The organism is Hominimerdicola alba (genome assembly GCF_900112155.1).
Taxonomy (GTDB): Bacteria; Bacillota; Clostridia; order Oscillospirales; family Ruminococcaceae; genus Hominimerdicola; species Hominimerdicola alba_D.
The window spans coordinates 48,816-73,753 of sequence record NZ_FOKQ01000014.1; the positions used below are offsets into that span (position 1 = coordinate 48,816).

Annotated in this window: 19 protein-coding genes and 2 pseudogenes; 11 read left to right on the forward strand and 10 right to left on the reverse strand. The window is 41.9% G+C overall.

What is annotated here, in order from left to right; translation table 11 throughout:
* The 4 genes from BM265_RS09230 to BM265_RS09245 form a co-directional block, all read left to right on the forward strand.
* Positions 1-1,560: hypothetical protein (locus BM265_RS09230; protein WP_207646970.1), on the forward strand; the 1,560-nt coding region annotated here is incomplete at its 5' end.
* A gap of 2 nt (positions 1,561-1,562) precedes the next feature.
* Positions 1,563-2,021, forward strand: a complete 459-nt coding sequence (locus tag BM265_RS09235; protein ID WP_074961282.1) for a hypothetical protein — start codon at positions 1,563-1,565, stop codon at positions 2,019-2,021.
* Positions 2,021-3,184 (forward strand): SPFH domain-containing protein, encoded by a 1,164-nt coding sequence (locus tag BM265_RS09240; RefSeq protein ID WP_074961283.1) that lies wholly within the window; start codon positions 2,021-2,023, stop codon positions 3,182-3,184. The genes BM265_RS09235 and BM265_RS09240 overlap by 1 nt, the downstream gene beginning before the upstream one ends.
* An 11-nt stretch (positions 3,185-3,195) precedes the next feature.
* Positions 3,196-3,873 carry a hypothetical protein gene (locus tag BM265_RS09245; RefSeq protein WP_074961284.1) on the forward strand — a complete coding sequence of 226 codons (678 nt, stop codon included), beginning with the start codon at positions 3,196-3,198 and terminating at the stop codon, positions 3,871-3,873.
* Between the two features lie 67 nt (positions 3,874-3,940).
* Here BM265_RS09245 and BM265_RS09250 read toward each other — a convergent pair whose 3' ends face one another.
* The 3 genes and pseudogenes from BM265_RS09250 to BM265_RS09260 form a co-directional block, all read right to left on the reverse strand.
* Complete coding sequence (locus tag BM265_RS09250) at positions 3,941-4,153, reverse strand: hypothetical protein (RefSeq protein WP_074961285.1); 213 nt, start codon at positions 4,151-4,153, stop codon at positions 3,941-3,943.
* Between the two features lie 252 nt (positions 4,154-4,405).
* Positions 4,406-5,968 (reverse strand): annotated as a pseudogene (locus tag BM265_RS09255) (relaxase/mobilization nuclease domain-containing protein); the annotation flags it as partial.
* A complete protein-coding gene (locus BM265_RS09260) occupies positions 5,884-6,555 on the reverse strand; it encodes a plasmid mobilization protein (protein ID WP_074961286.1) in 672 nt (223 codons plus the stop codon). The pseudogene BM265_RS09255 and the gene BM265_RS09260, both read right to left, overlap by 85 nt.
* 702 nt (positions 6,556-7,257) lie before the next feature.
* Here BM265_RS09260 and BM265_RS09265 point away from each other — a divergent pair.
* The 3 genes from BM265_RS09265 (at position 7,258) to BM265_RS09275 (ending at position 9,744) form a co-directional block, all read left to right on the forward strand.
* On the forward strand, positions 7,258-7,638 hold the full coding sequence (locus BM265_RS09265; RefSeq protein WP_074961287.1) for a hypothetical protein: 381 nt from the start codon (positions 7,258-7,260) through the stop codon (positions 7,636-7,638).
* Between the two features lie 173 nt (positions 7,639-7,811).
* Entirely contained in the window at positions 7,812-8,021 is a 210-nt protein-coding gene (locus BM265_RS09270) for a hypothetical protein (protein ID WP_074961288.1), read from the forward strand.
* A gap of 91 nt (positions 8,022-8,112) precedes the next feature.
* Positions 8,113-9,744 carry a recombinase family protein gene (locus BM265_RS09275; RefSeq protein WP_074961289.1) on the forward strand — a complete coding sequence of 544 codons (1,632 nt, stop codon included), beginning with the start codon at positions 8,113-8,115 and terminating at the stop codon, positions 9,742-9,744.
* A gap of 69 nt (positions 9,745-9,813) precedes the next feature.
* On the opposite strand, the gene BM265_RS09280 is transcribed toward BM265_RS09275, so the two are convergent.
* Together BM265_RS09280 and BM265_RS09285 are read right to left on the reverse strand one after the other, a co-directional pair.
* Positions 9,814-10,680 (reverse strand): 2-hydroxyacyl-CoA dehydratase family protein, encoded by an 867-nt coding sequence (locus BM265_RS09280; RefSeq protein ID WP_207646971.1) that lies wholly within the window; start codon positions 10,678-10,680, stop codon positions 9,814-9,816.
* Between the two features lie 32 nt (positions 10,681-10,712).
* Entirely contained in the window at positions 10,713-11,126 is a 414-nt protein-coding gene (locus tag BM265_RS09285; protein ID WP_242940813.1) for a carbohydrate-binding domain-containing protein, read from the reverse strand.
* A 135-nt stretch (positions 11,127-11,261) separates the two neighbouring features.
* On the opposite strand from BM265_RS09285, the gene BM265_RS09290 reads away from it, so the two are divergent.
* Positions 11,262-11,903 carry a hypothetical protein gene (locus BM265_RS09290; RefSeq protein ID WP_074961291.1) on the forward strand — a complete coding sequence of 214 codons (642 nt, stop codon included), beginning with the start codon at positions 11,262-11,264 and terminating at the stop codon, positions 11,901-11,903.
* 105 nt (positions 11,904-12,008) lie between these two features.
* Here BM265_RS09290 and BM265_RS09295 read toward each other — a convergent pair whose 3' ends face one another.
* Complete coding sequence (locus BM265_RS09295) at positions 12,009-12,398, reverse strand: class I SAM-dependent methyltransferase (RefSeq protein WP_074961292.1); 390 nt, start codon at positions 12,396-12,398, stop codon at positions 12,009-12,011.
* 164 nt (positions 12,399-12,562) lie between these two features.
* Positions 12,563-12,745, reverse strand: a complete 183-nt coding sequence (locus BM265_RS20900; protein WP_347500920.1) for a DUF6465 family protein — start codon at positions 12,743-12,745, stop codon at positions 12,563-12,565.
* 386 nt (positions 12,746-13,131) lie between these two features.
* Here BM265_RS20900 and BM265_RS21000 point away from each other — a divergent pair, with 386 nt between their 5' ends.
* Positions 13,132-16,017: a C-type lectin domain-containing protein gene (locus BM265_RS21000; RefSeq protein ID WP_431767990.1), complete on the forward strand. Its 2,886-nt coding sequence runs from the start codon at positions 13,132-13,134 to the stop codon at positions 16,015-16,017.
* Between the two features lie 491 nt (positions 16,018-16,508).
* On the opposite strand, the gene BM265_RS09305 is transcribed toward BM265_RS21000, so the two are convergent.
* Positions 16,509-17,285: an AraC family transcriptional regulator gene (locus BM265_RS09305; RefSeq protein ID WP_074961293.1), complete on the reverse strand. Its 777-nt coding sequence runs from the start codon at positions 17,283-17,285 to the stop codon at positions 16,509-16,511.
* A 209-nt stretch (positions 17,286-17,494) separates the two neighbouring features.
* Between BM265_RS09305 and BM265_RS09310 the strand changes: the two genes are divergently transcribed.
* On the forward strand, positions 17,495-21,166 hold the full coding sequence (locus BM265_RS09310) for a rhamnogalacturonan lyase family protein (protein ID WP_074961294.1): 3,672 nt from the start codon (positions 17,495-17,497) through the stop codon (positions 21,164-21,166).
* Positions 21,167-22,058: 892 nt separating this feature from the next.
* Positions 22,059-23,147 (forward strand): annotated as a pseudogene (locus BM265_RS09315) (BspA family leucine-rich repeat surface protein); the annotation flags it as partial.
* Between the two features lie 201 nt (positions 23,148-23,348).
* Here BM265_RS09315 and BM265_RS09320 read toward each other — a convergent pair.
* Entirely contained in the window at positions 23,349-24,224 is an 876-nt protein-coding gene (locus tag BM265_RS09320; RefSeq protein ID WP_074961295.1) for a helix-turn-helix domain-containing protein, read from the reverse strand.
* Positions 24,225-24,629: 405 nt separating this feature from the next.
* The gene (locus tag BM265_RS09325) at positions 24,630-24,917 is read right to left on the reverse strand and encodes an SOS response-associated peptidase family protein (protein ID WP_143098700.1); all 288 of its coding nucleotides are present in this window, start codon (positions 24,915-24,917) and stop codon (positions 24,630-24,632) included.
* Positions 24,918-24,938 lie beyond the last annotated feature (21 nt).

Sequence of the window (24,938 nt, forward strand, 5' to 3'; positions counted from 1 at the left end):
GCTGATACGGTGGAAGATACCACTGATACCGATACGGAAGAGTCTGAAATGACAGAAAACACCGATGATACGGCTACTGACGATGAAGCTGATACAGCGGAAGATTCTGCTGACACCGATACGGAAGAGCCTGAAATACAAAAGAACATGGAAGGATCAACCGATGATTACAATATCAACCATTCAGATAATAACGAATCATCGACAAAACACATGGACTTTGATGAACATCAGCCAGCTTCAAGTGTATCTGAATATATGAATAGTCATGGGTATGGTAGGGATGATTTTGCAACATACTCTCAAGATCCAGAATGGCGTAATCTCATGCGAAAAGAGTACCCTGATTATGAACTGCCTGAGTTGACGCAAGAAAATGCTAAATCTCAGTTATCCGATTACATGAATGCTCATAATTATGGACAAGATGATTTTGATACATACTCACAAGATCCTGTTTGGAGAGAACTTCAAAGTGCAGCTTATCCTGACTATGAAATGCCACCCTTACGAAGAAAATTGACGGATACACAATCAAGAGAGTTGATAAACGGAAAAATACCCAGTGAGTTTTTTGCTTCTGACACTTCTGAATCATCATCAGATGCTGACACAATTGCAGAAAAACCAATATTGGAACAATTGACAGAAACGGAATATAATGAAATCAAAAAAAATGATCCCAAAACAGCAAGTCAGTTACTGACTGATTTTAATGCCAGACAAATTAAACCTGATGATTTAAGAACACTTCCAAGATCAATAAATTTTGATAATGGTTCAAAAATGGAAGTTATTGATGAGGAACTAACATCAGAATCTGCAACGCTTCAAAATACTGATACAAAAGAAGAACTTACTGTTTATCCAAATCCAATGGGAAGAATATCTCATATGGATGGCAGACAAGGACAAAATGACATCGGTATGCATCAAGATTGTGGAATAGCAAGCACAGCAAAAGGTATTAATGATTTGTATTGCCGTGAAGTTACAAGCGAGAACAGATTAGCAAATTATGCATTGGATACTAAAAACTGTAGTATGGAATACAATAATGATGGTACTGTCGATTATTACAATAGCGGTGGAACTTATGAGAAAAATGTCAAAGAGTTCTATGAAGCCAATGGATTAGAAGCAGACGAATATATGAATAGCGACGTTCCGGATATTGATTATGTAGGTGAACAAATAAAAAATGGTGGCGTAGCAACAATGGCTGTTAATCACGATCTTATGTGGAATTATGATAAAGCAGTTGAATTTGATCCCAGCACAGTTGATATGAATCGCTATCAATCCGATTCAAGATATGCCGATAGAGTAAATACCTATATGAGCATTAAGAATGGAGATGGCGTTTTTAAAGCCGATCATTTTGTAAATGTTTCAAATGCAGTTTATAATTCTAATGGTCAACTAACACATTTTATCGTTTCAGATACAGGTAACGGTACAACAAAAATGTTGCCAAAAGAATATCTGTCTCGTGCATACAGAGGTTCAGGCAATATACACATATCTGCCAAAGGTTGTGTCATCGCAAGGAGGAAGTAGCTTTGAACGAAATAATTGAAAAAATATATGATTCTCCTGAATACAAGACAAAGGGAAAACAGATCCTATACAAAGATGTTTTTATATGTAGAAATAATAATGCTTGGCTCGTTGTTTTTGTGATACAGGTGAGTGATTTCGATGGAAAAAGCAGTAAATATCGTTATTCAGTTTACAACGTAAACGCCCATAAGGTATTACAAGCTGATACAGATGACTACCAAAAGATAGTTTCAGCATTCCCAGCTCTTGACTCGCTTGATTACAATGGTGGAAGAATGGATTTTATCCAGTTTCAAAATCAGAAAAAAATAATATCACAGGTAATTGATACGCTGGATACAAACGGTGTGTTGAACTCTGATGAAATATCTGTTTATTTAGAGTATCTTTCGATTATGAATAACATGACATCAGATTCCGTAAAAAAGGTCTATTCATTTTTTAAGGAGGAAATCTAATGGGACTTTTCAGAAAAAATCCAAATGAGGTGGCTTATACTGGCGGTGAAAAGCATTGGGCTGATGTAATAAAGAACTCAGGTCCGGGCGAACTGCTAATATGGAGACAGCCGGAAGAGGATTTCAATACCAATTCTACACTTATTGTAATGCCCGGAGAAGAAGCTATTTTTATCAAAGGTGGAACCGTTGAGCAGACTTTTGATAACGGTACATATAAGCTTTCAACAGAAAATTATCCGTTTATCAGTCGCCTTCGTAATGCTTTTACTGGCGGAGTAAGTACATTTAACTGTGTTGTTTATTTTGTAAGAAAAGCACATAGTGTTGAGATCAGATGGGGTACTGACTCCCCGATACAGGTTAGAGATAAAATGCTTGGCATTGCTACAAAGCTTAGAGCAAGAGGAGCATATAAGGTTCAGATTGGTGACCCTGTGAAATTTTTAGAAAAACTTATTGGCAATAACGTATTCTATCAGACGCAGGAAGAACTTAACAAGTATTTTATCAGTGAATTTCAAAGTAAAGTCAAGTCTGTCATAGCAAGAGCAATCAATGAATCGAATACTGAAATACTTGGCATCGATTCCAGGCTTGATGAACTGTCTGATACAATAGAACCGTTCATGCAGGAAATACTTGATGATTATGGTTTGAAGTGTGTTAAGTTCACTGTCGCGGCTATCGATATTGATGATGATGAACTTAGAAGGAGATATGATGAGATAGGTGTTGAAAAACTGAGAAATGCTCAGGCTGATAAAGCTGTTATGGGTATTCTTGGTGATGACTGGGGTAAACAACAGGCGGCTAACATTCTTGGCAATCTGTCGATGAACCCCGGAGCTGGCGGTGTAGCAGCTACTGGCGCCGGAATGGGAATGGGAATGGCGGCAGGTGGTGTTTTCGGCAATATGGCACAACAAATGTTTGCACCTATGAGCAACAGTACGCCCGTTCAACAACCACAACCTTTTCAGCAAGCACCTTCTGGAAGATTCGCACAGCCGACACAAGGTAATAATTCTCCAACATCTTCTAATACATCTCAGGAAGATCCTATGGAGGTTTTGGGCAAGCTCAAACGAATGCTTGATGCGGGTTTGATAGAGCAATCGGAGTATGATGCTAAAAAAGCCGAAATATTAAGCAGAATGTGAGGTGTCCAATATTGAAGAAAAATGTTCTGTGGATTCTTTTGGATTTAGTATTCCTCATAGTCTTTAATACGGTATTCTTTGTTGCTGGTGGTACAGACCATAATGCTTCAGTATGGATTTCATACGGCTTTATTCATCTGTCTTATATTTTGTTAATCATAACACCATTTCTGATTAGGAAGTCAAGCAGTGCAGCAGTATTTGGTTTTTCACTATATTCGATTTCTTCAACTTATTTTCTTGTTGAATTTATAGTTGGCGTGATTTTCTGTCTTATAAATATGGAATCATATAAACCAGCGTTAATAGTCCAGGTAATAATTGCCGGTTTTTATGCAATTATGCTTATTTCAAATATGATAGCAAATGAAAGTACAGCTGATAGCATCGAAAGGCATGAGATTGAGTTGAGGTATGTTAAAGATTGTTCAGCTCGTATTCTTCCATTAGTAGATATGGTATCAGACAAAAAGATAAGAAAAAAAGTTGAAGCGGTTTATGATATGATACATGGCAGTCCAGTTAAATCAAGCAATTCTGTTCGTCAAATTGAATTAGATGTGATAGATCAAATTGATTTGCTTGAAGCTGCTGTTAACAGTGAGGATAAAGAAAAAATTGAAACGGTTTGCAAAAAGATCACAAGATTAGCAGATGAAAGAAACAGACAACTGAAATATAATAACTGATTAAGACAGACTCTCTAATGATACACGAATAAGGAGCGTTTCCTTTAACGGCAACGCTCCTTATTGTTTATTCTTCCACATCGGAACACTCCGACAGTCCGTGTATGAGCTGAATGTATATGCACTCTGCTCGTTCACGCTCCTCGCCCTCTGTAGTCATCATAAGTTCGAGGAAATACGCCTTAGCTTCTTCGTAGTCCGTCCAGACCTCACGCTTACCGTTGCAGACGGTCGTGACGGTACGGCTTCGGGGCATTGCCAATTCAGGATAATATAACATATCGCACCTCCGTGATATTTATTGTAGCTATATTATATATCACAAGATGGCAGGAGTCCAGCTCTGTGCGAGAACTGTAATAATCTTTGTGCAGGGCGCAGCAACAGAATAATAATCCCCGGTGTAATATGCCTTATATCGCAAAACGCTCTCTGAACGCTCAGGGGGCGTTTACTATTTCAGGGTATCAGTTTCCTCATAATCATCATGGACGGCTCTGAGAGGCGTTTCCGTTCGCCAGAGAGCCTGTTATCATTCAAGATAAGAGTTCTTATTTTTAGTCTGTGTCCGCTGACGGCTTTTCTCCCTCTCACGCTTCATGTGCTGTTCGTTAAGGTACTGACGCACCTGTCTGGTGTACTTCATTGCTGTGTCATGCTTAATGATATATGCCTTTTGTTTCGGGAGAAGTTCGTCACGCTTGGCTTTCATTCTCTTTAACAGCCCTTGTAAATCTTTCATTAACGGCTGTGAACCATCGGAGGTATACTTTGTGATATGTTCCTTGATGTAGGCTTTTGTTTGTTCAAAGTCCTCGATTTCCTCGGAGTGCTTTTTCCTGTATCGGCTCTGTTTCCAGCCAGATAATCCTGCATACTCGTTATATGTCGGCAGGAGTTCGTTGTAATGTTTCATCTTGGCAATGATCGTTTCAACAGTTTTGATATGTGTTTTCAGCTCTGCAAGCTCGGCTGTATGGTCATCATCGTGATGGGTATTGTGCAAAAATCCAGAGAAATCGTAGAATGAGGTAATGCCGCTGGCTTCAAGTTCTGCAATGATCTTGTCGCTGTTACGCATACCCCTGATAGATGCCCATTCATCATTCTTCTTTTCAGGTGCTTTACTTTCGGTCGACTGAGGTGCAGGCGGTGGAGTTTCAGGCTTATCGTACAGCGGTGCAAGAAATTCCTCTGCTGTAATAACAACTCTGTCAGTGTCGGGCTTGGGTGCTGTCTGTGTAGCTGTCGGCTGAGGTGTCTGTGATGCTTTTTGTTCACGCACTCTTGCAAGAAATTCGTCGCTGATGAGCCGATTGTTCTGAACAGGTTCGGCAGGCTTTGGCGGTATAGGCTTCGGCTCTGTCTTGGGTGCTGTGATTTGCTTGGGCGGTTCAATGAGCATATCGGGAGTGATGTTCGCCTCTGACAGCTTTTCCTGTATCTCTGCTATCTGCTCGGTGATACGTTCGGGAGTATAATCTGCCCCCAGCGTGTCGGCTCTCGTAAACCTCTGCTGACCGTCACCTGACAGCTTGAATTTCAGCTTGTACTTGTTTTTCGGAGTATAAACATACTCGATGCCGCTGAAGGTACAGTTGCGGAGAAAATCAGCAAAGTCACGGCTATAAAGCATAACCTCTGCAATTCTGATACGGAGCTTGTCTTTCCACGACTTGCCCTCTTTTTGCATAGTGCGTTCATGATGTGATACACCTTTGCCCTTCGGGTCGATAAGTGATAAGCCGTGTTCTTTGCATATCTCGTCGGATATTTCACGCAACTCTGCCCACGCCCGTTCCGACTTCCTGCCTTGATTATGCTCGGTGGTGAAACTTAGTCCGTTGTAGAGGTTCGTGTTATTGAAAATGATGTGGCAATGCAGGTGGTCTTTATCATTATGAACGGCGATAACATACTGATAATCGCCTTTAAGATAACGGTCACAAAGCTCCTCTCCGATTTGCATAGCCTGTTCGGGTGTAACTTCATCGGGAGCAAAGCTCTGTATCATGTGATATGCGAGGATTTGTGTTCGTCCTGTTCCTGTGTCTCGGACGGCTCGGAAGTCCTCGCTTGCTCCTGCGCTGTCGGCTCGGCAAGCATAAGAGTTGACATATACACCGTTGACGGTCTTATCTCCGTTTGTGATGTAAGCGATCGCCGCACTGACTGTTGCCCTGATTGTATGGATAGAAGTGTATGCCAAATCTCGTTTACCCCTTTCTTTATCTCGGTAATATCCTCAGCATAAATATGACCCGTGCTGTGAAGTCGGATAAGTATCTGATTGATATTTGCCCCGATACGTTTCATAAGCCTGTTGCTTTCAGCTATCTCGGAACGGTCGGGGGTGAGATCAACTCTTGCCCGAACGCAGTCACGGATATACTCCGTTTTGTTCTTGTAACCGTACTGCTCACACTTCGCAAGAATATCCTGCATTTCCGATTCCGTAAAACGAACATTCAGCGTGTAGGACTTCTTCTCACGCTTTCGTTTCAGGTACTTGCGTTCATCATCGGAAAGCTCATCCTCTGACTTGTGTGCAAGGGTATCATCAAGTTCGGATTTGACCTCTTGGTCGAGAACTTTGTTGACAGCTCCCTCGTAGGTCATACCCGTCAGTTCTGAAAACTTCTGCTTGGGCGGTCTGCCCCTCTTGCGTTTTGCATTTTCCATAGTGGTGTCTCCATTCTTTTTATTTCGGCGTAAGCCGATTTTTTTATGACCGCTCTGCGGTCATTTCGGGGCTTGGGGTGTCCCCAACAAGCATTTGGTATTTTCGCTCGCTGTGCGGCGCAAAATACAATGCTTGTTATTTTTGACGCGCTGTTGCGCGGTTTTTGTGCCTGAGCTTTTCTCTCTGCTCAGGCTTTCGCTGTACCGTCAGCGAATTTGGAGCGATAGCGACTTATCTTCACCGCCGCTTCGGTCGGCGGTCATTCTCACTCACGCACCTGCGTGAGGACTTTTTTCTGTCACAATCAATATTCTATACTGGCTCGGCGCAGTTATAGCGCAACTTGGGCGGCAGTCTGGTGAAAATCCCTCTCAATAGTTATTACCAAAATAATCATTGCTTCGTTAAGCATAGCCTGCAAAAATATTCACTGAATTTGCAATAGCCTGTTTGTGCATAACGGAGAATATCTCGGTGACACTTAACGATTGGCTGAAAAATTTGGTATTGATATGTAGGAGAGTATAACTCGCCTGCGGTCACTGGCTATAAGAGTGCCGCCATTTTACACTGGGGAATTTTGAATAATTCCTCAAAGTTCATGCGCACTGCGAATAGACAAACGCTTTCGTTGCGCGCTATAATATTATCGTGGGGTATGTGAATATCCTGCAAAATCAAACGGAAGCGAGGTGATGTGAATGAGAAAGTCAAAGGCTGATACCGTCCAGGGTGGAGTGCTTGCTGAAAATCAGGCGAAGATCGACAGCTACGAAAAGTCTATCAGGGCAGCTCTCGAACGCAAGCGCAAGGTCATCATTGAGAGCAAGCTCTACACCTACGGACAGCTCTCAGAGCTTTACGGCGGTGCGGAAGGACAAGCACTTCTCGATGCTGTGACAGCGGAGCATACGCTGATCGGAAAGCTGACTGCAAGCGGTATGAGCTATGCTGACATTGAGGGACTTGTAGATAGTCCTGCTATGAAAGTGTCGGACAAAGATAGCTCCAATACCGACAATGGCTATTCCCATTATGCCGACAGCGAACAGCTTGACGGACAGACTTCTTTATTCGGATAATATTCCTATTCAGGTTTACATATATCCGACAACAAAACGATAGTTGTATTCGGGACGGTGCTTACCGTTCCGCACAGCTTTCACACACAAACAACAATGAGGGATAGAGATAGAAAGCGATGCCCTCAACTCTAAAAGCATAGAAAGATAGAAGCTAAGGAGATAATTTCGCTATGAATAACAACAGAACAATGCAGGAAATGAACGAGCAGTACAAGGACTGTCCCGTTCAGGTCAACACCTATGTGGTGGACGGTCGCACATACAGAGTGCATAGTCATTTTGTCGGCGACAAGGACATCAATGATGTAATGTATCGGTACGCTGAGGACAGGGCGATGAGTGAAATGCTCGGCTCTGCTCCGACAGCGGAAAAGGCATAAGAAAATTTTCCCAAACCTCTTGCCTTTACCGATATATTGCGCTATAATAAGTATATCGGTAAAGGTCGCTTTGGGAGGAAAGGAGTTATTGATGTTACCAAAGCAGACCGAATATAAAGTGGGAATGTACCTCCGCTTGTCAAAAGATGATGAACGTGCAGGCGAATCCCTTTCAATTGAAAATCAGAGACGAGTTCTCAAAAACTACATCGGAGAGCAGGGCTGGACGCTGTATGACGAGTACGTCGATGACGGCATTAGCGGCACTACGTTTGAGAGACCGGGTGTGCAGAGATTGCTTGAAGATGCAAAGGCAGGAAAGATCAATCTTATCCTCTGCAAAGACCTTTCTCGTTTCGGCAGAAACTACATTCAGGTAGGTCAGTACACGGACTACATTTTTCCAATGTACAATATTCGTTTCATCGCCCTCACGGATAATGTTGATACGGCAAATACCGAGAGCGCAGGAATGGATATGATGCCGATAATGAATGTATTCAACGAGTGGCACAGCGCCAACACGTCCAAGAAGATCAGGGCTGTCATTGAAACCAATGCAAAAGCAGGCAAGTATATGACTACTTTTTCTTCATACGGATATGACAAGGGCAGTGATGAAAAATGCACACCTGTTATTGATCCCGAAGCGGCTGCGGTTGTCCGCCGTATCTTTGAAATGAGGGTATCGGGAATGGGTTACAAAAGCATTGCGGCGGTTCTTAATGACGAGCATATTCTGATACCTACCGACTATAAATACAAAAAGCTCGGCAAGGAGATCGGGCGTAAAAGCGAACACCTTTGGACAACGCATACAGTCAGATGTATTCTGCAAAATCCAATTTACATTGGTACTCTCGTACAGCTCCGCAACACTACTGTCAGCTATAAGAACCATAAGCACATTGACAGGAACGAGGAAAACTGGGCTGTAGTTGAAAACAATCATGAACCTATCATCTCAATAGAGTTGTGGAATAAGTGCCGTGAGATCGATGCGTCGAACAGCAGAGGAAAGAAAACCCAAATAGGAGAAATGTATCCGCTTTCGGGTTTCTGCTACTGTGACAAGTGCGGTTCAAAAATGAAGCTGACAGGCAATGACAACGATAAGAACAGAATGACTGCTTATAGCTGTGGACGATACTCACGTTTCGGCACTAAATACTGCACCTCACATTTTATAACCAGACGTGCAATTGAAGGCATTGTCCTTGCGGATATAAAGCGTCAGATCGACTTTGTGTTGAATGATGCCCAGGCAAGAGAAAAGTATCTTGCGAGAAAAAGGAAATCCTCTGCCGAGCAGGAACACTCTGACAAAAAACGGCTTAAAGACACCGAAAAGCGTATCAAGGAGCTTAACAGACTGATACAGAGTATCTATGAGGACAAGGTTGCAGGCAAGATGCCCGAAGATATGGCATTTGAAATGCTCGAGAAGTATCAGGCTGAAAAGAAGGCTCTGCAAACGGAGTATGAGGAAATGCAGAAGCGGACGGCAGAAGCCCAGCAGGACGAGGACGATGTTGACGAGTACATTCGCCGCCTGAAAAGCTATGCAGGTGCAGAGGAGCTTACAAGGCAGATGTGTTTAGAATTGATCGAGTATGTCATCGTTGATGAGAATCCGAAGGATAAAAAGGCAGCCCGTGATATTCACATCTACTACAAGCTGATCGACAAGCCGTTAAAGAATAAACGCAATGCCCTTGCATAAAGCGAGGGCTACACAGAAAACTATTGATTGATACTCAAAAAGCTATTTTGTTGGATTGAAGTGAATAGACTATCCTTTTTGGACTTTTACATCTGTCATATTCAGTCCGACATCGTTGATGAGAAACGGTATTTTGTAATTCGGGAATACAATCGGCGAACCCATGACCGCAACAGCGGGTCTGTTTTGCCCGACATAAGCAAAACGCTTTGTCAGTTCGGCGACTTTTTGAGTGAGCATTTGCAGTCGGTATGTCCATTCATCAATGTGATTGGTGCGGTAATAGCTGTCCTGTATTAGCAGTCTTACCGTATCCGGAACAATATCAGGACGGTCGTGAGAGTATTTCAGAAAAGACATAAGCGCGTAACGGGCTTTAGACACTCTCTTTGCCTCCGATATAACAGAGCCTCGTGTAATGCGGGACTTTGTATGCTCGGCTATAGCTTTCATCATATCGAACATCTGCCTCTGATATTTCACCTCAGCCTGTCTTTCCGAATGGTCGGGTGGGATATCCACAAGGCATATCTTTCTGCCCTCTGAGTTGAGCTGATAGGCTATTTTCCGCATACTGTCGCTCACCATAGGTATGATAAACAGCGAATCGGAAAAGTCAGCACCATCCGTCCGATGGATAAACCCGAGTATGGAACGGCTGACAGGGTCGGTGTCTCTCGGGACTTCATCATCTGACCATGCTGTTGAAGCCAAACTTCCGCCGATGATCCAGTAAGGCTTTTCTCCCGAAGCATAGACAAGCTCTTCCGGTATACCTGTACCGAGTATAACGACGCTCGGCTTCGATTTATTCATCGCCCATGTATATTCAGTGTCAAGAAAATACTTGATTTCGGGAAGGCGTTTGCGCTGTGACCATATTTTATCAAGGGAAACCATATATTCGTTTTCAAGTATATTTATTTTATCTTTCATGTTCATCACGCTTTCTTCTGATGAGTAATTTCTTAGAATCTTCTGCCTCCGCCTCCTCCGAAGCCGTCCTTTACGCCATGCATACCTCCGCCCATCATGTTTTGAGGTATCTCGGATACTTCCGTACCGTTGATAATTATAGTTCCGTCGTTGAATTCGGAAGTCCTGTCATAGTCGAAAGAAGACATCTGCGCTGTCACATTGATAGTACCGCCGTTCACATATATAGAGCCGTTGGAGTCGATAGCGTCGGTGTCTCCCTGCCCGACAGCAACGTTGATATACCCGCCGTTTATCTCTATCGCAGTCTCATAAGCGTTTGTGCTTTTGTCGGTTTTTGTTCCTGTGACTAAATTATACGCTCCAAATATGAGAGGATAATAGAATGAGAGTGGAATATCGAGCGCAAATTGTGGAATTGGTATCGGCTTATGTGAAATCCGCAAACACATTTCACGACCAAAATTCCACATTTCGCGCCGATTATTCCACTCACGTTCTATCTCTCTGTCAAAGAACCGCGGTATAATAAAATTACGGTAAGAAATACCGGAAACAGAACCGAAAGGAAAGTGGTCATAATGAAATTATTCTCCAAAACAACAGCCTGCATCTGCGCGGTTATCATAGCGACTTCCGCGGCAACTGTCATCAGCGTAAATGCCACTAAGATTACTGCACCGTCAACCTCGTCAGCACAGACCGAAAGCAGCAAGACCAAATTAGCAGAGGAAAATGTCAAGTACGGCAAGGTCACGGCGGTTGACGGAAACAAGATAACCGTTGCTCTCGGCGAGTTCGCGGCTAAGACCAAAACAACCGACGACAGCACTTCGTCCGAAAAGGCGGCAAAGAAGAAAAAGAGCTCCGACAGTACGGAAGCCCAGAGCAGCGATTCTTCCTCAGCCGAAAAGACAGTAACCAAAAAGCACAGGCACAAAGGCAGGCATTCTGGCAGCTTCACGGAAAACGGCACTTCCCTTACCGTAACTGTCACCGATAATATCACCATTGAAAAGAAAGGTGAGACGGCAGCCGTTTCCGACATCAGCGAAGGCGATATTGTAAAGCTCACATACAGTGACAGCGGCGAGCTTACCGGGGTGAAGCTGAAAGGTCACAAGCACAGCAGAAGTACAGACGGCACTTCCGACAGCACCACAAAGAAAAAGAGCAAACGCAAAACCTCCGTATCTGCCGAAGAAAATACCACAGAGACCTGAAATATCAGACCATGAGTGAAAAGCCGCAGCCCGCGATCTTTACGACCGAGGGCTGCGGTGTTTGTTATATATTTCACTTTGTTATATTCATCATCGGAAACAGCCTCACACCATTCCGTACCGCCGTCCTCGATATCTTGACACGATAAGATCAAAGTGTCCGTCATCAAACGGAAAGTCGATCCCGTCATAGCTTACAAACGACAGATCATCAAGCCCCTTTTCCTCGGCTATTTTACGGTTCACATCAATCGCATTACTTACGATATCTAAACCGATCACTTGACAGCCCGGATGATTCTCGGCAATAGGAAAAGAAAGGTACCCGTTTCCACATCCGAGGTCAAGTATCTTCATGTTGTCCTTGATCTTTATAAACCGCAGGATATTTTCTAAATGCTCCGCATCCTGCGTTTGCCTGTTGTAAAAATCCCCGGAAGCAAAGCTTTCCTCAAAGTGCTTTTTTGTAGCAGATATACTCGCTTTTATATTCATTTCATTCCCTCACTTTTTCTCTGAAACATATTTCGATGTGCAAGCACCCTCGCACATTGCTTTCATTTCCAATTATACCACAAAAAGCCCCGATTTTCAATCCGGTATTCAAAAATAACGGGAGCAACCCTTAGCGAGCCGCACCTGTTTACAATATCTTCAAATCAAAGCTCAATCTTATCGGAGAAATCACCGTTGATAACGTAGTAAACTGCCTTATCCTCCGGCTTGATATAAAACTCGATAGTCTTGACCTTGCCCTTGAATTTGCTCTTATAATCGGCTTTTTGAATTGATAATGGGGCTGCAACAGCCCCTTTTCGTTTGTGCTTTCTTATTTGAAAAATCTATATGACTTACATAATATAAAAAACGGATAGCCGTCTGCTCGGGACGGTCTATCCGTTTTACGTGTATTACCATCGGGAATTAATCATAGAAGTCAAAAATGCTATGCAGACATACAGAAAGAAAACCTATGCTTGAGCTTATGTTTTGTCTCCTTAGGAACTGCTGCTAATAACAAAGGGGATCAACCTCATCACTCCCCCACCACAAATTTTCATACATACTTTCAATTAATTATAGAATAGAAAGATAACTGATGACAATAATAATTGACATTTTATTGTAAAATAGCAAGATAACTATTGACAAATATAAATGATAATAATATAATCTATATGTTAAATATATTAATGTATTTAATTAAGACAAACAGGAGGGCATAATTATGCAGATAAAAAAATTATTAGCTGTAGTAATGTCACTTTGTATGGTAGCTGGTGATGTCAGCTGTGGTGCGCCTGTTATAACGCAGAGCATAACCGCACAGGCTGCTAACACCAACATTTCAACCTATCCCAAAAACATCAAGGTTGAATACAGCGAGAAATACCGTCAGGTGAGATTTACATGGGACAAAGTCGAAGGTGCCGATAAGTACGCTATAGCTGTATATCTTGCGGGCAAATGGAAAGTTCAGGCGCAGAATATCACCGATACAGTTTACACTTCTCCAAAGAATCTGACACCGGGAATGACTTATAAAGTTGCTATCGCAGCAAAAGTGAACGGCACTTGGGATACAAAAAATGCTATCAAAAACGCTGTGACCTGTACCATAGGCAACGATTCAACTTCTATGAATGAATTGATTCTCACAGATATTGATACGGATAAAGACGGTATTTGTGATATGCTTGAATTGCAAATGCAGCTAAATCCGCATTCAAAAGACAGCGATGGCAATGGTATCCTTGACGGAGATGAAGATTTTGACGGTGATGGAATAACCAATCTTAAAGAAATAAAGTACGGTATATGCCCATATGCCAAGGACAGTGATTATGATGATATAAACGACTATGATGAGTTGTTTGTTTATGACACTGATCCTTATAATGAGGATACTGATGGTGATTTCATTCCTGATGGTGATGAGCTAATTATCAATACCGATCCTAAGGCTGTGACTACCAACGGCATCAAGGATAATGAAAACACAAAGGAATACAAATTCTCAAATAATTGCGATCAGACAAAAGATTTCAATACAGATGATCAGCCGTTCAAGTTCTCTTTCGACATTACAGCTGCCGGACTTGTTGACAAAACAATAAAAGTCTCTGAGACTGGCTATAGAAATGCTATCGACGAGAACCCATACATAGTCGGAAAAAGTCCTTATATTTCTTATGACAAGAATATGAAGACAGATAATGTATCGGTCTATTTTGCTATGCAGGATGGATTTGAAGGAAATATAGAAGACTACACCGTATTCTTCTATTGGGAAGGATATAATCTGCTTATCCCGATAGAAACATATTATGATAAATCCACAAAGACTGTATACGCACACAACAATTCTGCCGGAACATATTGCCTGATGAATTCCAAGAAGTTAACCGGTTCTCTGAATAAAAGCGGTAATAATAGTTCAAATACAGCAATTTCTGCGGCAAACACCACTTCACCAAGTAACGATGATGGTCTTAATGTTGGCAATCCAACATCCTGGAACGGCAATGAGTATTTCCTTATCACTTCCGATAATGCAATGACCTATGACGAGTGGGTGGGAATATGTGCTAGATACGGAGGATACCCTGCGACAATAGCGGACGCAGACGAAAATGAGGTCGTTAGTGATGTTTCTAGTTTCAACGAAATATGGCTTGGTGCAAGTATTGAAAAACCGTCTATAATAAGCTATAAGATAAACTGGATAACCGGAGAAGAAACAGGCTACACAAGCTGGGGTTCCGGCTCTTACATTTTTGGAATGAGTGAAACAGATCATATAGAAGCTTTCTGGGGACTTTGGTTTATAAAAAGCCAAGATACAAAGCTCAATGCGGTTGTTTGTGAACGTCCTCAGGGTGGTACAGATAAAGAAGATGATGAAGAATATTCAGGTCTGTCTTACACTCCTTTAGAGGATCTGAAACTAAACAACAAATCGGATAAAGATACAGACGGAGACGGTATCCCTGATTATCTTGAATTATCCGAATATGATCTTGGCACATTTGATAATACTACCGGAGACTATAAACCGGCTGATTACGGTCATTATTTTGATTTGGCTTTAAATATTGGCATCTCTGTAAGCAGTTCAGTTGGCGATAAAATGAAGGATATCCATACTTCGTCATTCCGTTCGCATCCATTTAAAAAGAATAGTGATAAAGATGACTATCCTGATTCTAAGGATGGAACACCTGAAGAAGAGAATGAAGATCTGATTGAAATTTTATCATTAAAAGGGGATAATTTGTGTACATATGAGTCACACTATCTTGAGGACTACTATGAATCAAAAGGGAAAAATTGCAGAATTCATTATTTTAATGGCTATGATTCATTTATAAGACGTTGGAATCATATAGGTAACAGAGATTGGGATGATCCTAAACCTACCGACTCCGACTCTATCAACGACTATTACTACCATGTAACTGATGTTATTTTAGTATCTCATGGATACTGTTTAGAGTATCAAGGCAATGTATATACAGGATTTGGTTTTATTCTTGGTAACGATGAGATTCTTACTCATAGAAACACCAGTGAAGGTATGAATGAAAATTGGCATCGAATCGAAGACATCGATGCTAACTGTAGACAATTTGATAATTTAGAAATGATGATATGCTTTAGCGATTGTGTTGCTGAACCAGATAATTATACTAAAAGCACCGCACAAGCGTTCTTTGATCGTTTTCCCAGCATAAACAGAGTATTCGCATTTGATTGCAGTTGTACAATTGTATCTCGTTTTGACAAACCAGTTTGGGTAGGAGCTGTCGAATATGAAACAGGCAGAAATTATATCTCCCCTTCTGAACCTAGTGAAGATGAACAAGATATAGAAGAATTTAAAGAAAATGTGAGTTGTAAAGGTCAAGTTTTGTATGAAAGAGGTAAGGATAAAAATAGTGACTTGTATGATGGATTAGAGGATGTTCAACTAGAAATCTATTATACGAAAATTGTTGAAACATCTGGTGGACGAATAGGAGCAGTTCGATTTGTAGATGATATGAAGCCTTTCCTTGAACCTAATGAATATGGCTTTGATCCAGTATTCTATGACGAATATTTAGCAAACTAGAATTAAATCATCTGATCTTGATCAACTTATCGTCACTATAAAGTGATCAGCTAAAATTGATTTGATACAAGCAAAACGGATAGACATTCTTTATTGGATGGCTATCCGTTTTTGTTGTGTTGGGTTTTGCGTACCGCGAAAAAATGCAAGATATAAAAAGATCCCACCGAAGTGAGATCTATAGACTCATTTTGGAATTCTTTCGGATCTTTCATTCTTTTATTGGGATAAAATCCTACATAGCAAGGACTCTGCATCATGATCGACACAGAGTCCTTATCAATATGTTTTATTTGATTATTATGGTACAGCAGGTTATCATACTGACCGTAGTTCGTCATTATGATGTAGATATGTCTCAAAATAACTGCAAATATTATCAATAAGAAAACAACGGCAGATGTAGGTAAAATCTACATCTGTCGTTGCTGCAGGTCGAAAATATTGTTTTATAACGATTATAAATAATGGAAAAAATAATCAAGCAAAGATCATCGATTGTTTTTACGATATTTAGCCGGAGAATCACAAGCGTATTTGGAGAACACTTTAGAAAAATGAGCATAGTCGTAATATCCGCATTTTTCAGCTATTTCGGTCGTTGACAGTTCGGTAGTGAGCAGCAGCTGTTTTGCATACTCCATTCGGCTTGTAAGTATATCCTTCATACATGGTATACCGTAGCGTTGTTTGTACAAACGTTGAAAATGCGAAACTGACAGATTCATATTCTGAGCGATCTTAGCGACTGACCAATCGGCAGAGGGATCGTCATATATTTGTCTGCGTATCTCATCCAGTTCATTTTCATATTGGGAGCGGTGCTTTTTAGTATCGGAATTGCAGCAGCTTTTGATGTTAAAAAATATGGCTTTTATCAAACAGCGCAGAGTTTCCTCTTTTTCGCTTTTATCAGACTCAAATATATCTGTGCATATCTTTATCAGATCGGATACGATATTTGAATCAAGCTTGATAGGAACGTTACGTTCAATTCCGAGAGACTCGAGAAAATCGCGATCGTCATCTTCGAGGTCGAATCTGATCCAGTCATCAATATATTCTGTACCGACACCATAGAGAGAATGGGGATAACAGCTGTCGATGATAAAAACAGTGTTTTCCTCTACATTGAAAAAATTATCGCCCATAGCTATACGTGCTTTGGAACGCAGTAAAAGGATCTGCATCCCGTGTATCCCGTTCGGGCGCTCTTTGCAGAGATAGGGAGAATGCTTGGTGTGCCAGCCTAACATATATGCTTTCATAGGTTTTCTCTCCAATTCTGAAAAATATTTTACAACATTATACAATACCGCTTGTTTTTTGTCAATAACGAGATGCAATAAAATGACAACTAAATGATAGATTATTACATTGTAATAATAATAGATAAATGATATTATTAATTAAAAAGTTGATATGTGAGATTGGAAAACGTGAGATTAGAAAACAATTAAAACAGGAGGAATCTAGTATGAAAAGTAAAGCAAAAAGAATTGCTGCGGCCGTAGCTTCCGCTGCGATCGTACTCACCAACAATGTCGGTCTTACGAGTATTCTGAAAGCCGATGCTGCTTATGGTGTGGGAGGAAACGGCAAAGCTATCATGGAATACCTTGACAGAGGTATTTATGCAGTGAAAAGCGGAAACGGGATGTTCGTAAGCTGGCGATGGAATGCAAATGATGCTGATAATGCCGAATTCAGGCTGTATCGTGACGATAAACTGATCTACACCAGCAGATCGGGCGATGCGACATCCTATCAGGATAATGGCGGCGGAACAGGCTCAAAGTACCGTGTAGACTGTATCGAAGGCGGAAAGGTCGTAAACTCACAGAGCTGTCGGTTCACATCGGGAACTAATTATTTCGACATAAAGCTCAACCGTCCCGGAAGTCAGTACTCTCCCAATGACTGCGTGGTAGGCGATGTTGACGGTGACGGTCAGTATGAAATATTCCTGAAATGGGACCCTTCCAACCAGAAGGATAACTCTCAGGAAGGAAAAACGGACAATGTGTATATAGACTGCTACACCCTTGAAGGAAAGCAGCTGTGGAGAGTTGACCTCGGAAAGAATATACGTGCAGGTCAGCATTACACCCAGATGTGTGTTGCAGATTTCGACTGTGACGGCAAAGCTGAACTCATTACCAAAACTGCCGATGGAACCAAAGACGGCGAGGGTAAGGTGATCGGTGACGGAAATAAAGATTACCGTAACAACAAGGGTTATATTCTTGATGGTCCTGAGTATATGACATTGTTTGACGGACAGACAGGTGCTGCTTTAGATACGATCGATTTTCCTGTGCCGAGAGGTAAAGTATCTGACTGGGGCGACAACTATGGCAATCGTGTTGACCGCATGAATAGCGGTATAGCTTATCTGGATGGAGTACATCCTTCAGCTATATACGGCAGAGGTTACTATACAAGGCTTACTTGGACAGCAGTGGATGTCAAAAACAAAAAGCTGTCGATCAGGTGGAAGTACGATTCGACCTTCAACAAGAGCACAAAAGGCTGGGGATGCGGAAACCATAATGTTATGGTAGCTGACTGCGATAATGACGGAAAGCAGGAAGTATTCACCGGTGCGAATTGTATCGATGATAACGGCAAGCTGCTGTGGTCAACAGGTGATCTCCATGGTGATGCGATGCACGTTGGTGATCTTATCCCCGACCGTGAGGGCCTTGAAGTATTCGAGTGCCACGAGGACAAGCCCTATGGCGAGACCTGCTATGATGCAAAGACAGGTCAGAAGATATTCCACATCAACCATACAAAGGATACCGGACGATGCTGTGCGGATAACGTATGGGCAGGCAGCAAGGGTGCTGAGTTCTGGGGTGCTGCGGATGGTAATGTTTACAATACAGCAGGCAAAAAGATAGGCGGAACAAAGCCTGCTCAGAACTACCTTATATACTGGGACGGCGATTTAGAACGAGAGATACTTGACGGTACAAAAATATCCAAGATGACAGGCGCTGATAAGGTAGGAACGATATTCACAGCTTCGGGATGCGGATCGAATAACGGTACAAAGAATAATCCGTGCATGACAGTTGATCTGTTTGGCGACTGGCGTGAAGAACTTATACTGAGAACCGATGATAATTCAAAGCTGCGCATTTGGTGTACAACGGATACCGCCAAGGTTCGTCTGACGACCCTGATGCATGATATGCAGTACCGTGCGCAGAATTGCTGTCAGCAGAGCGCATACAATCAGCCGCCTCATGTAAGTTATTATCTTAGCAGCGATGCTTCGCTCCCGGCAAGACCGAAGGTTCGTATGAACAATGATTCGGCTCATACAGAACCAGTGACACCAGTTAAGGATGTAAGCTATAAATTCGACCTCGGAGCAAATGCTCAGAATGGATTCACTTTTGTAAAGTCATCTGATAAATATGATAAGCAAAAGGGCTATGGATTCTCAGGCAATGATGTCAAGGATGTGGCAGCAGCAGGAAATAATGAACTAAACGATGCTGTTCAGTTTACAGGTAATACAACATTCAATGTTGATGTACCGAACGGTCTGTATAGAGTTAAGGTAACTCTCGGCAATACTTCCCGAACAAGTGTATATATGGAAAATATGTTACAGATCGTCAATATGACAGGCAATAATGCAGTTGATGAGATCATTGTTCCTGTTAGGGATGGTCAGCTCGATATCCGTGCTGCAGCAGGTAAGGAGGGGTATGCATATTCTATCAGTGCCATAGATATCACCAAGATATCTGACAGCACCGATATGCCTTCTACCGTATGGCTTTGCGGAGATTCAACGGTGTGCAATTACTATCCTCTTGATTCGAGCAGCCAGGCAGGATGGGGACAGATGCTCGGCAAGTATATTGACAACAAATGGTATATAAGAAATATGGCTGCGAGCGGAGAATATGCCAAGGGCTTCGTTGAACACGGCAATTTTAAATGTATCGAAAAATATGGCAAGAGGGGCGATGTATTTGTGATCTCCATCGGGATCAACGATGGAAAGTATTATAATGGAGACGAGTATAAAAAAGTCGTTGTCGATATGGTGAAGAGAGCTAAAGATAAGGGTATGGACGTTATACTTGTCAAGCAGCAGGGAAGAAAAGGTGATTATTCACTTTCGCCTCTTCTCAGTAGCAGATATTTTGCAAATGAACTTGATCAGATAGCTTCTGAACAGGCTTGCAGTGTGGTTGATCTGTTTTCACTCTGGCAGAACTACTGCATATCTATCGGTGCAGCAAAGGCTGATGGAATGTATATAGACAATGTTCACCCCAATCGTGCAGGCGCAGATAAGCTGGCAGAATTATTCGCTTCTGAATTCGGAAAACCGAACGGTGATGATATAGTAACTCCTCCGACAGTTCCCGATACTGACATTATTGATGGTCAGATCTATACATTTAAGAATGTAAACAGCGGTCTGTACCTGTCGACAGAGAAAAGCGAAGCAGCAAATGGTGTTAATATTCAGCAGGACGCATTAAACGGCAAGAAAAATCAGTTCAAAGCTGTATCAGCAGGCGGAGGATATTATTACCTCATATCACAGCTTGGCGACGGGAAGACTTATGCACTTGATGTAAACGGCAAGAAAACTGATGATGAGACAAATATCGAACTTTATACCTATAATATGGGTGATAACCAGAAGTTCAGGTTTAATAAGAATAGTGACGGATCTTACAGTATTCTGACAAAAATATCAAATGACGCATCTGCACTTGACGTAAGTAAAAAATCCAAGGATCCGGCAGCAAATAATCAGCAATACACATACAAGGGCAGCGATAACCAGAAGTGGTACGTTGAACTTGCTCAGCAAACTGATAAAACTTCTGTTTATCCTGAGATAACTGCCATTGAACATAACGAGCAGTATCATCAGATAAGATTCACATGGAAACCTGTTGATGGAGCATCCAATTACGGCATTGCAGTGTATCTGGCAGGCAAGTGGAGAGTTCAGGCACAAAACATATCTTCTTCGACCCTGAGCTACACTACTCCCAAGAATCTGACACCCGGCAAGAGCTACAAAGTAGCTATCGCAGCAAAGGTTAACGGTCAGTGGACTGTAACAGAAGCTATCGAACACGCGGTGACGATCTCTGTTAGATAACAGGAACACACAGTGTAATAAAATATATACTGTGTTGGATGTTAAATCTTGGGCTGTACAGGTTGTAAGACTGCTTATGGTGGTTGTGAAGTCCTAACGATTGGCTGAAAGACTAGAGAGAAGAAATGCAAAATAAAGTAACAGAAAAGAAATTGACATATCGTCAATGATTCAAAAGCGAAAAACTCCTTAAATCCTATTACTGACAAAGTCCTGCACCAGATGATGCAGGACTTTGTTTTGCAGGTGAATGATCATCGTTGTGATTTTGTGTAAATAAATATGTATTAATATGGGTGATAAGCCTCGTATCGGTGAATATCTATAAATCAGGAATTATGTTCATCGTAAAACTCTTTCAGCCAGCAATAAATAGTTTGAAGATTATAGTATTAACATTACGGATTAAGGAGTGTAACGGCCTTTTCCATTACCATCTTTGTTAAAGCCGTTTTTGCTATCTTATTAGGATCTCCGTTTGGATGTATCCATTCACTCAGACTGTCTTTATTGTAAAAAACAATCAGCTTAAATTGATTTGATACAAGCAAAACGGATAGCCGTCCTTACAAAAGATGGCTATCCGTTTTCATTCGCAGTCAAAATATACATTAATAATATTTTCTCTTATTGATAATTGACGAACAATTAAGAAGATGTATCGAAATTATTGACATCAATAAGTACATGTGCTATCATAATTTGGGATATATTGAAATATATAACCATTTTCAACAAAAGAATTCAGGAGGTAATAGAAATGCAGATGAAAAAAGTTTTAGCAGTAGTAATGTCACTTTGTATGGCAGCAGGTGCTGTCAGCTATGGTGCGCCTATTATAACACAGAGCGTAACCGCACAGGCTGCGGATGTTGAGGCTGTCACCATCATTCCGACCTTCCCAACAAACATCAAGGTTGAGTACAGCGAGAAATACCGTCAGGTGAGATTTACATGGGACAGAATTCCAAATGCTGATATGTACGGTATAGCAGTATATCTTGCAGGCAAGTGGAAAGTTCTGACACAGAATATAACTGACACTACCTATACTTCTCCCAAGAATCTTACAGCCGGCATGACTTACAAAGTAGCTATCGCCGCAAGAGTAAACGGAACTTGGGATGTAACAAGCGCAATCAATAATGCGGTGACTGTTACCGTAAGAGGCAATAATTCCTATGTCAAGCCTGACAGAGAGATCAAATATGGTTCGGAATTATATGTTATTGACGATGAGGTCACTATGTATCTCGGCCCCGATACAAGCTATGGTAAAGTTACAACGATTCCCCAGGATACTTACCTTCAGGAACTCGGCGTTATGAATAATAACGATAACTGGGCATTTACAAAGTATAAGGGACAGTACGGCTGGGTACAGGTCGTAAATGAATTTGGCGATAGACAGATCGATTTTTTATCTTATATGGTTAACAAGCCTGTTATCTATCTCTATCCCGAAAAGGAGACAGATGTTCATGTTGAGGTGGAGTTGACCGAAGCTGATCTTGCTACTACCTATCCTAAATACAACAACGGCTGGGATGTAGTTGCTAAGCCCGACGGATCACTTGTGAACAAAGTTGACGGAACCCATCACAGATACCTGTTCTGGGACGCAGTAAACTGCCGTACAGAATTTGATTTTTCCAAGGGATTCTGTACGGCAGGCAGTGATACCGAGAGTTTTCTCAAAGAAAAGCTCAGCTATATGGGTCTGACCGAAGATGAGATGAACGAATTTATCGTATACTGGCTGCCCAGAATGGAACATAACAAGTATAATCTCATTTCTTTCCAGAGTGACAAATATACAGATTCCGCAAAGCTGAACATCACACCAACACCCGATAGTATGCTGCGCGTATTCATGACTTATGTACCTCTTGAAGAGGCTGTAGACATCGAACCGCAGGAGCTTTCCACATTTGAAAGAAAAGGCTTCACAGTCGTTGAATGGGGCGGTTCCGAAATATAAAATAAGATTGTTAACATGATGCATTTTTAAAGGGCTGTGTCAGCCGTGTGAGAGATCTTACTCTCATGCGGCTGTTCACAGCCGCTGTTTTTTCGTTACTTCGTGAACGGTATATACAGATGTCGATCAAACTGATCGAGGAAGGTCAGAACTTATAGGACTACTGTATATAAAATTCTTTGTAAAGTAGTCTGCGGAAAATCATATCTTCTTTACGGGTACAAGCTCGATATAGCCTCTTGTGCCTATGGGTTCCAGCTGTATCCTCGGGTTTGAGTCATCGCGCATATATCCCGCAGATGTAAGATCGAACTTCTCCTCCGCCTGCCACACCTGCTGTATCGCCTGAACGTACTGCTCTTCCTCAAACGGCTCGCCGCGGAACATCAGGAAACTTCCTGCCGGCAGGTCTATGACATCAAAACCCTCGGGAACGGTGCCGTCAAAGTCCGTAGGGACTTCCGCTCCCTGAACGTAGATATTAGCTTTTGGATCTCTCAGATGCTCGGGCAGCCACATACACACAGGCTCGCCGTCAAGGGTGCGTATACTTGCAAGTATACCCCACACATCACAGCCGACCTCTTCGCAGTAGCTCATATACTCATCGGCCTTTATGCCGCGCTTGATTATTACCTTTCGTGCCGGTCTGTTTACCTCGGTGACAAATACGGTCTTAACGTTTTCCATAGTATCATTCCTTTCGCTGTCTTTCGGTTTCACGAGGTATGGGATAAACAGCGGTATGGGAACGGGTGCTTCGGCATATGCTCTCGGGTTTATCCCGAACTCATTTCGGAACGCACGCTGATAACCTTCGGCACTTCCGAAGCCCATATCCAGTGCGATATCCAGTACACCACATTTTTCGTCACGCAGTCTCAGTGCAGACCTGCTTAGTTTCAGTCTGCGGATATACCGTGCAGGTGTCAGACCTGTGTACTGCTCGAATATCTTCCTTGCGTACCACGGGCTGAACAATGCTTCCTCCGCAAGCTGTGCAGGAGTTATCTGTTCACTGATATGACTGTCGATGTACCTTTGCATTCTCTGTACCGCTCTGAGTTTATCGTCCATTTCTTCTCACCTCGCATGTATATGATAGCATATCAGGCAATGATTTCTCCCGACTTTTTTTGCTCAGTTTATACTTTTCTGTTCTTTGAGGTTTACTACTTTTTTGCAGGGCGTATATCGTCCTGCTGTTGAAATATACTACAAAGGATATTATACCCCATAAGCGTAACTAAGTCAATCTCTACCAAAAACTATCTAGCCCTAAAGTAAAGATACTATAACGCACACAGCCCCGCGTCCTTTTTCGGACACTAAAAATCGCTGTCAGGATTTCTCAGGACAGCGATTTTTTAAATCTAATATACAATCAGGAAAAATTCCATTTGTTCATAAAACAGAGTAATACTATATGAAGCTGATTAAATGAAAAATTTACAATCCAGACTCTTAACGGTACGATAAATTTTATTGGGCTTCATGATAGTCCTTAGCCTTTTCCATAATCATTTTTGTAAGAGCCATTTTAGCTACCTTGTATGGATCACCGTTTGGACGAATCCATTCTCTTAAGCTATCTTTACCTAGTATCAAAGGCATTCGATCATGAATGCTACTTACGGGAGCCACAGCTGCTCTTGTAATCACGGTGAACATCGGAACTTGAATTCCCCTATGTTCCTCAAAGCGGTACAATCCGGCTAGGTATGTAATCTCAGCTCCTTCGGGCTGTATCACATACTTTTCTTTCTTGATGTTACGTTGCTAATTTGAATT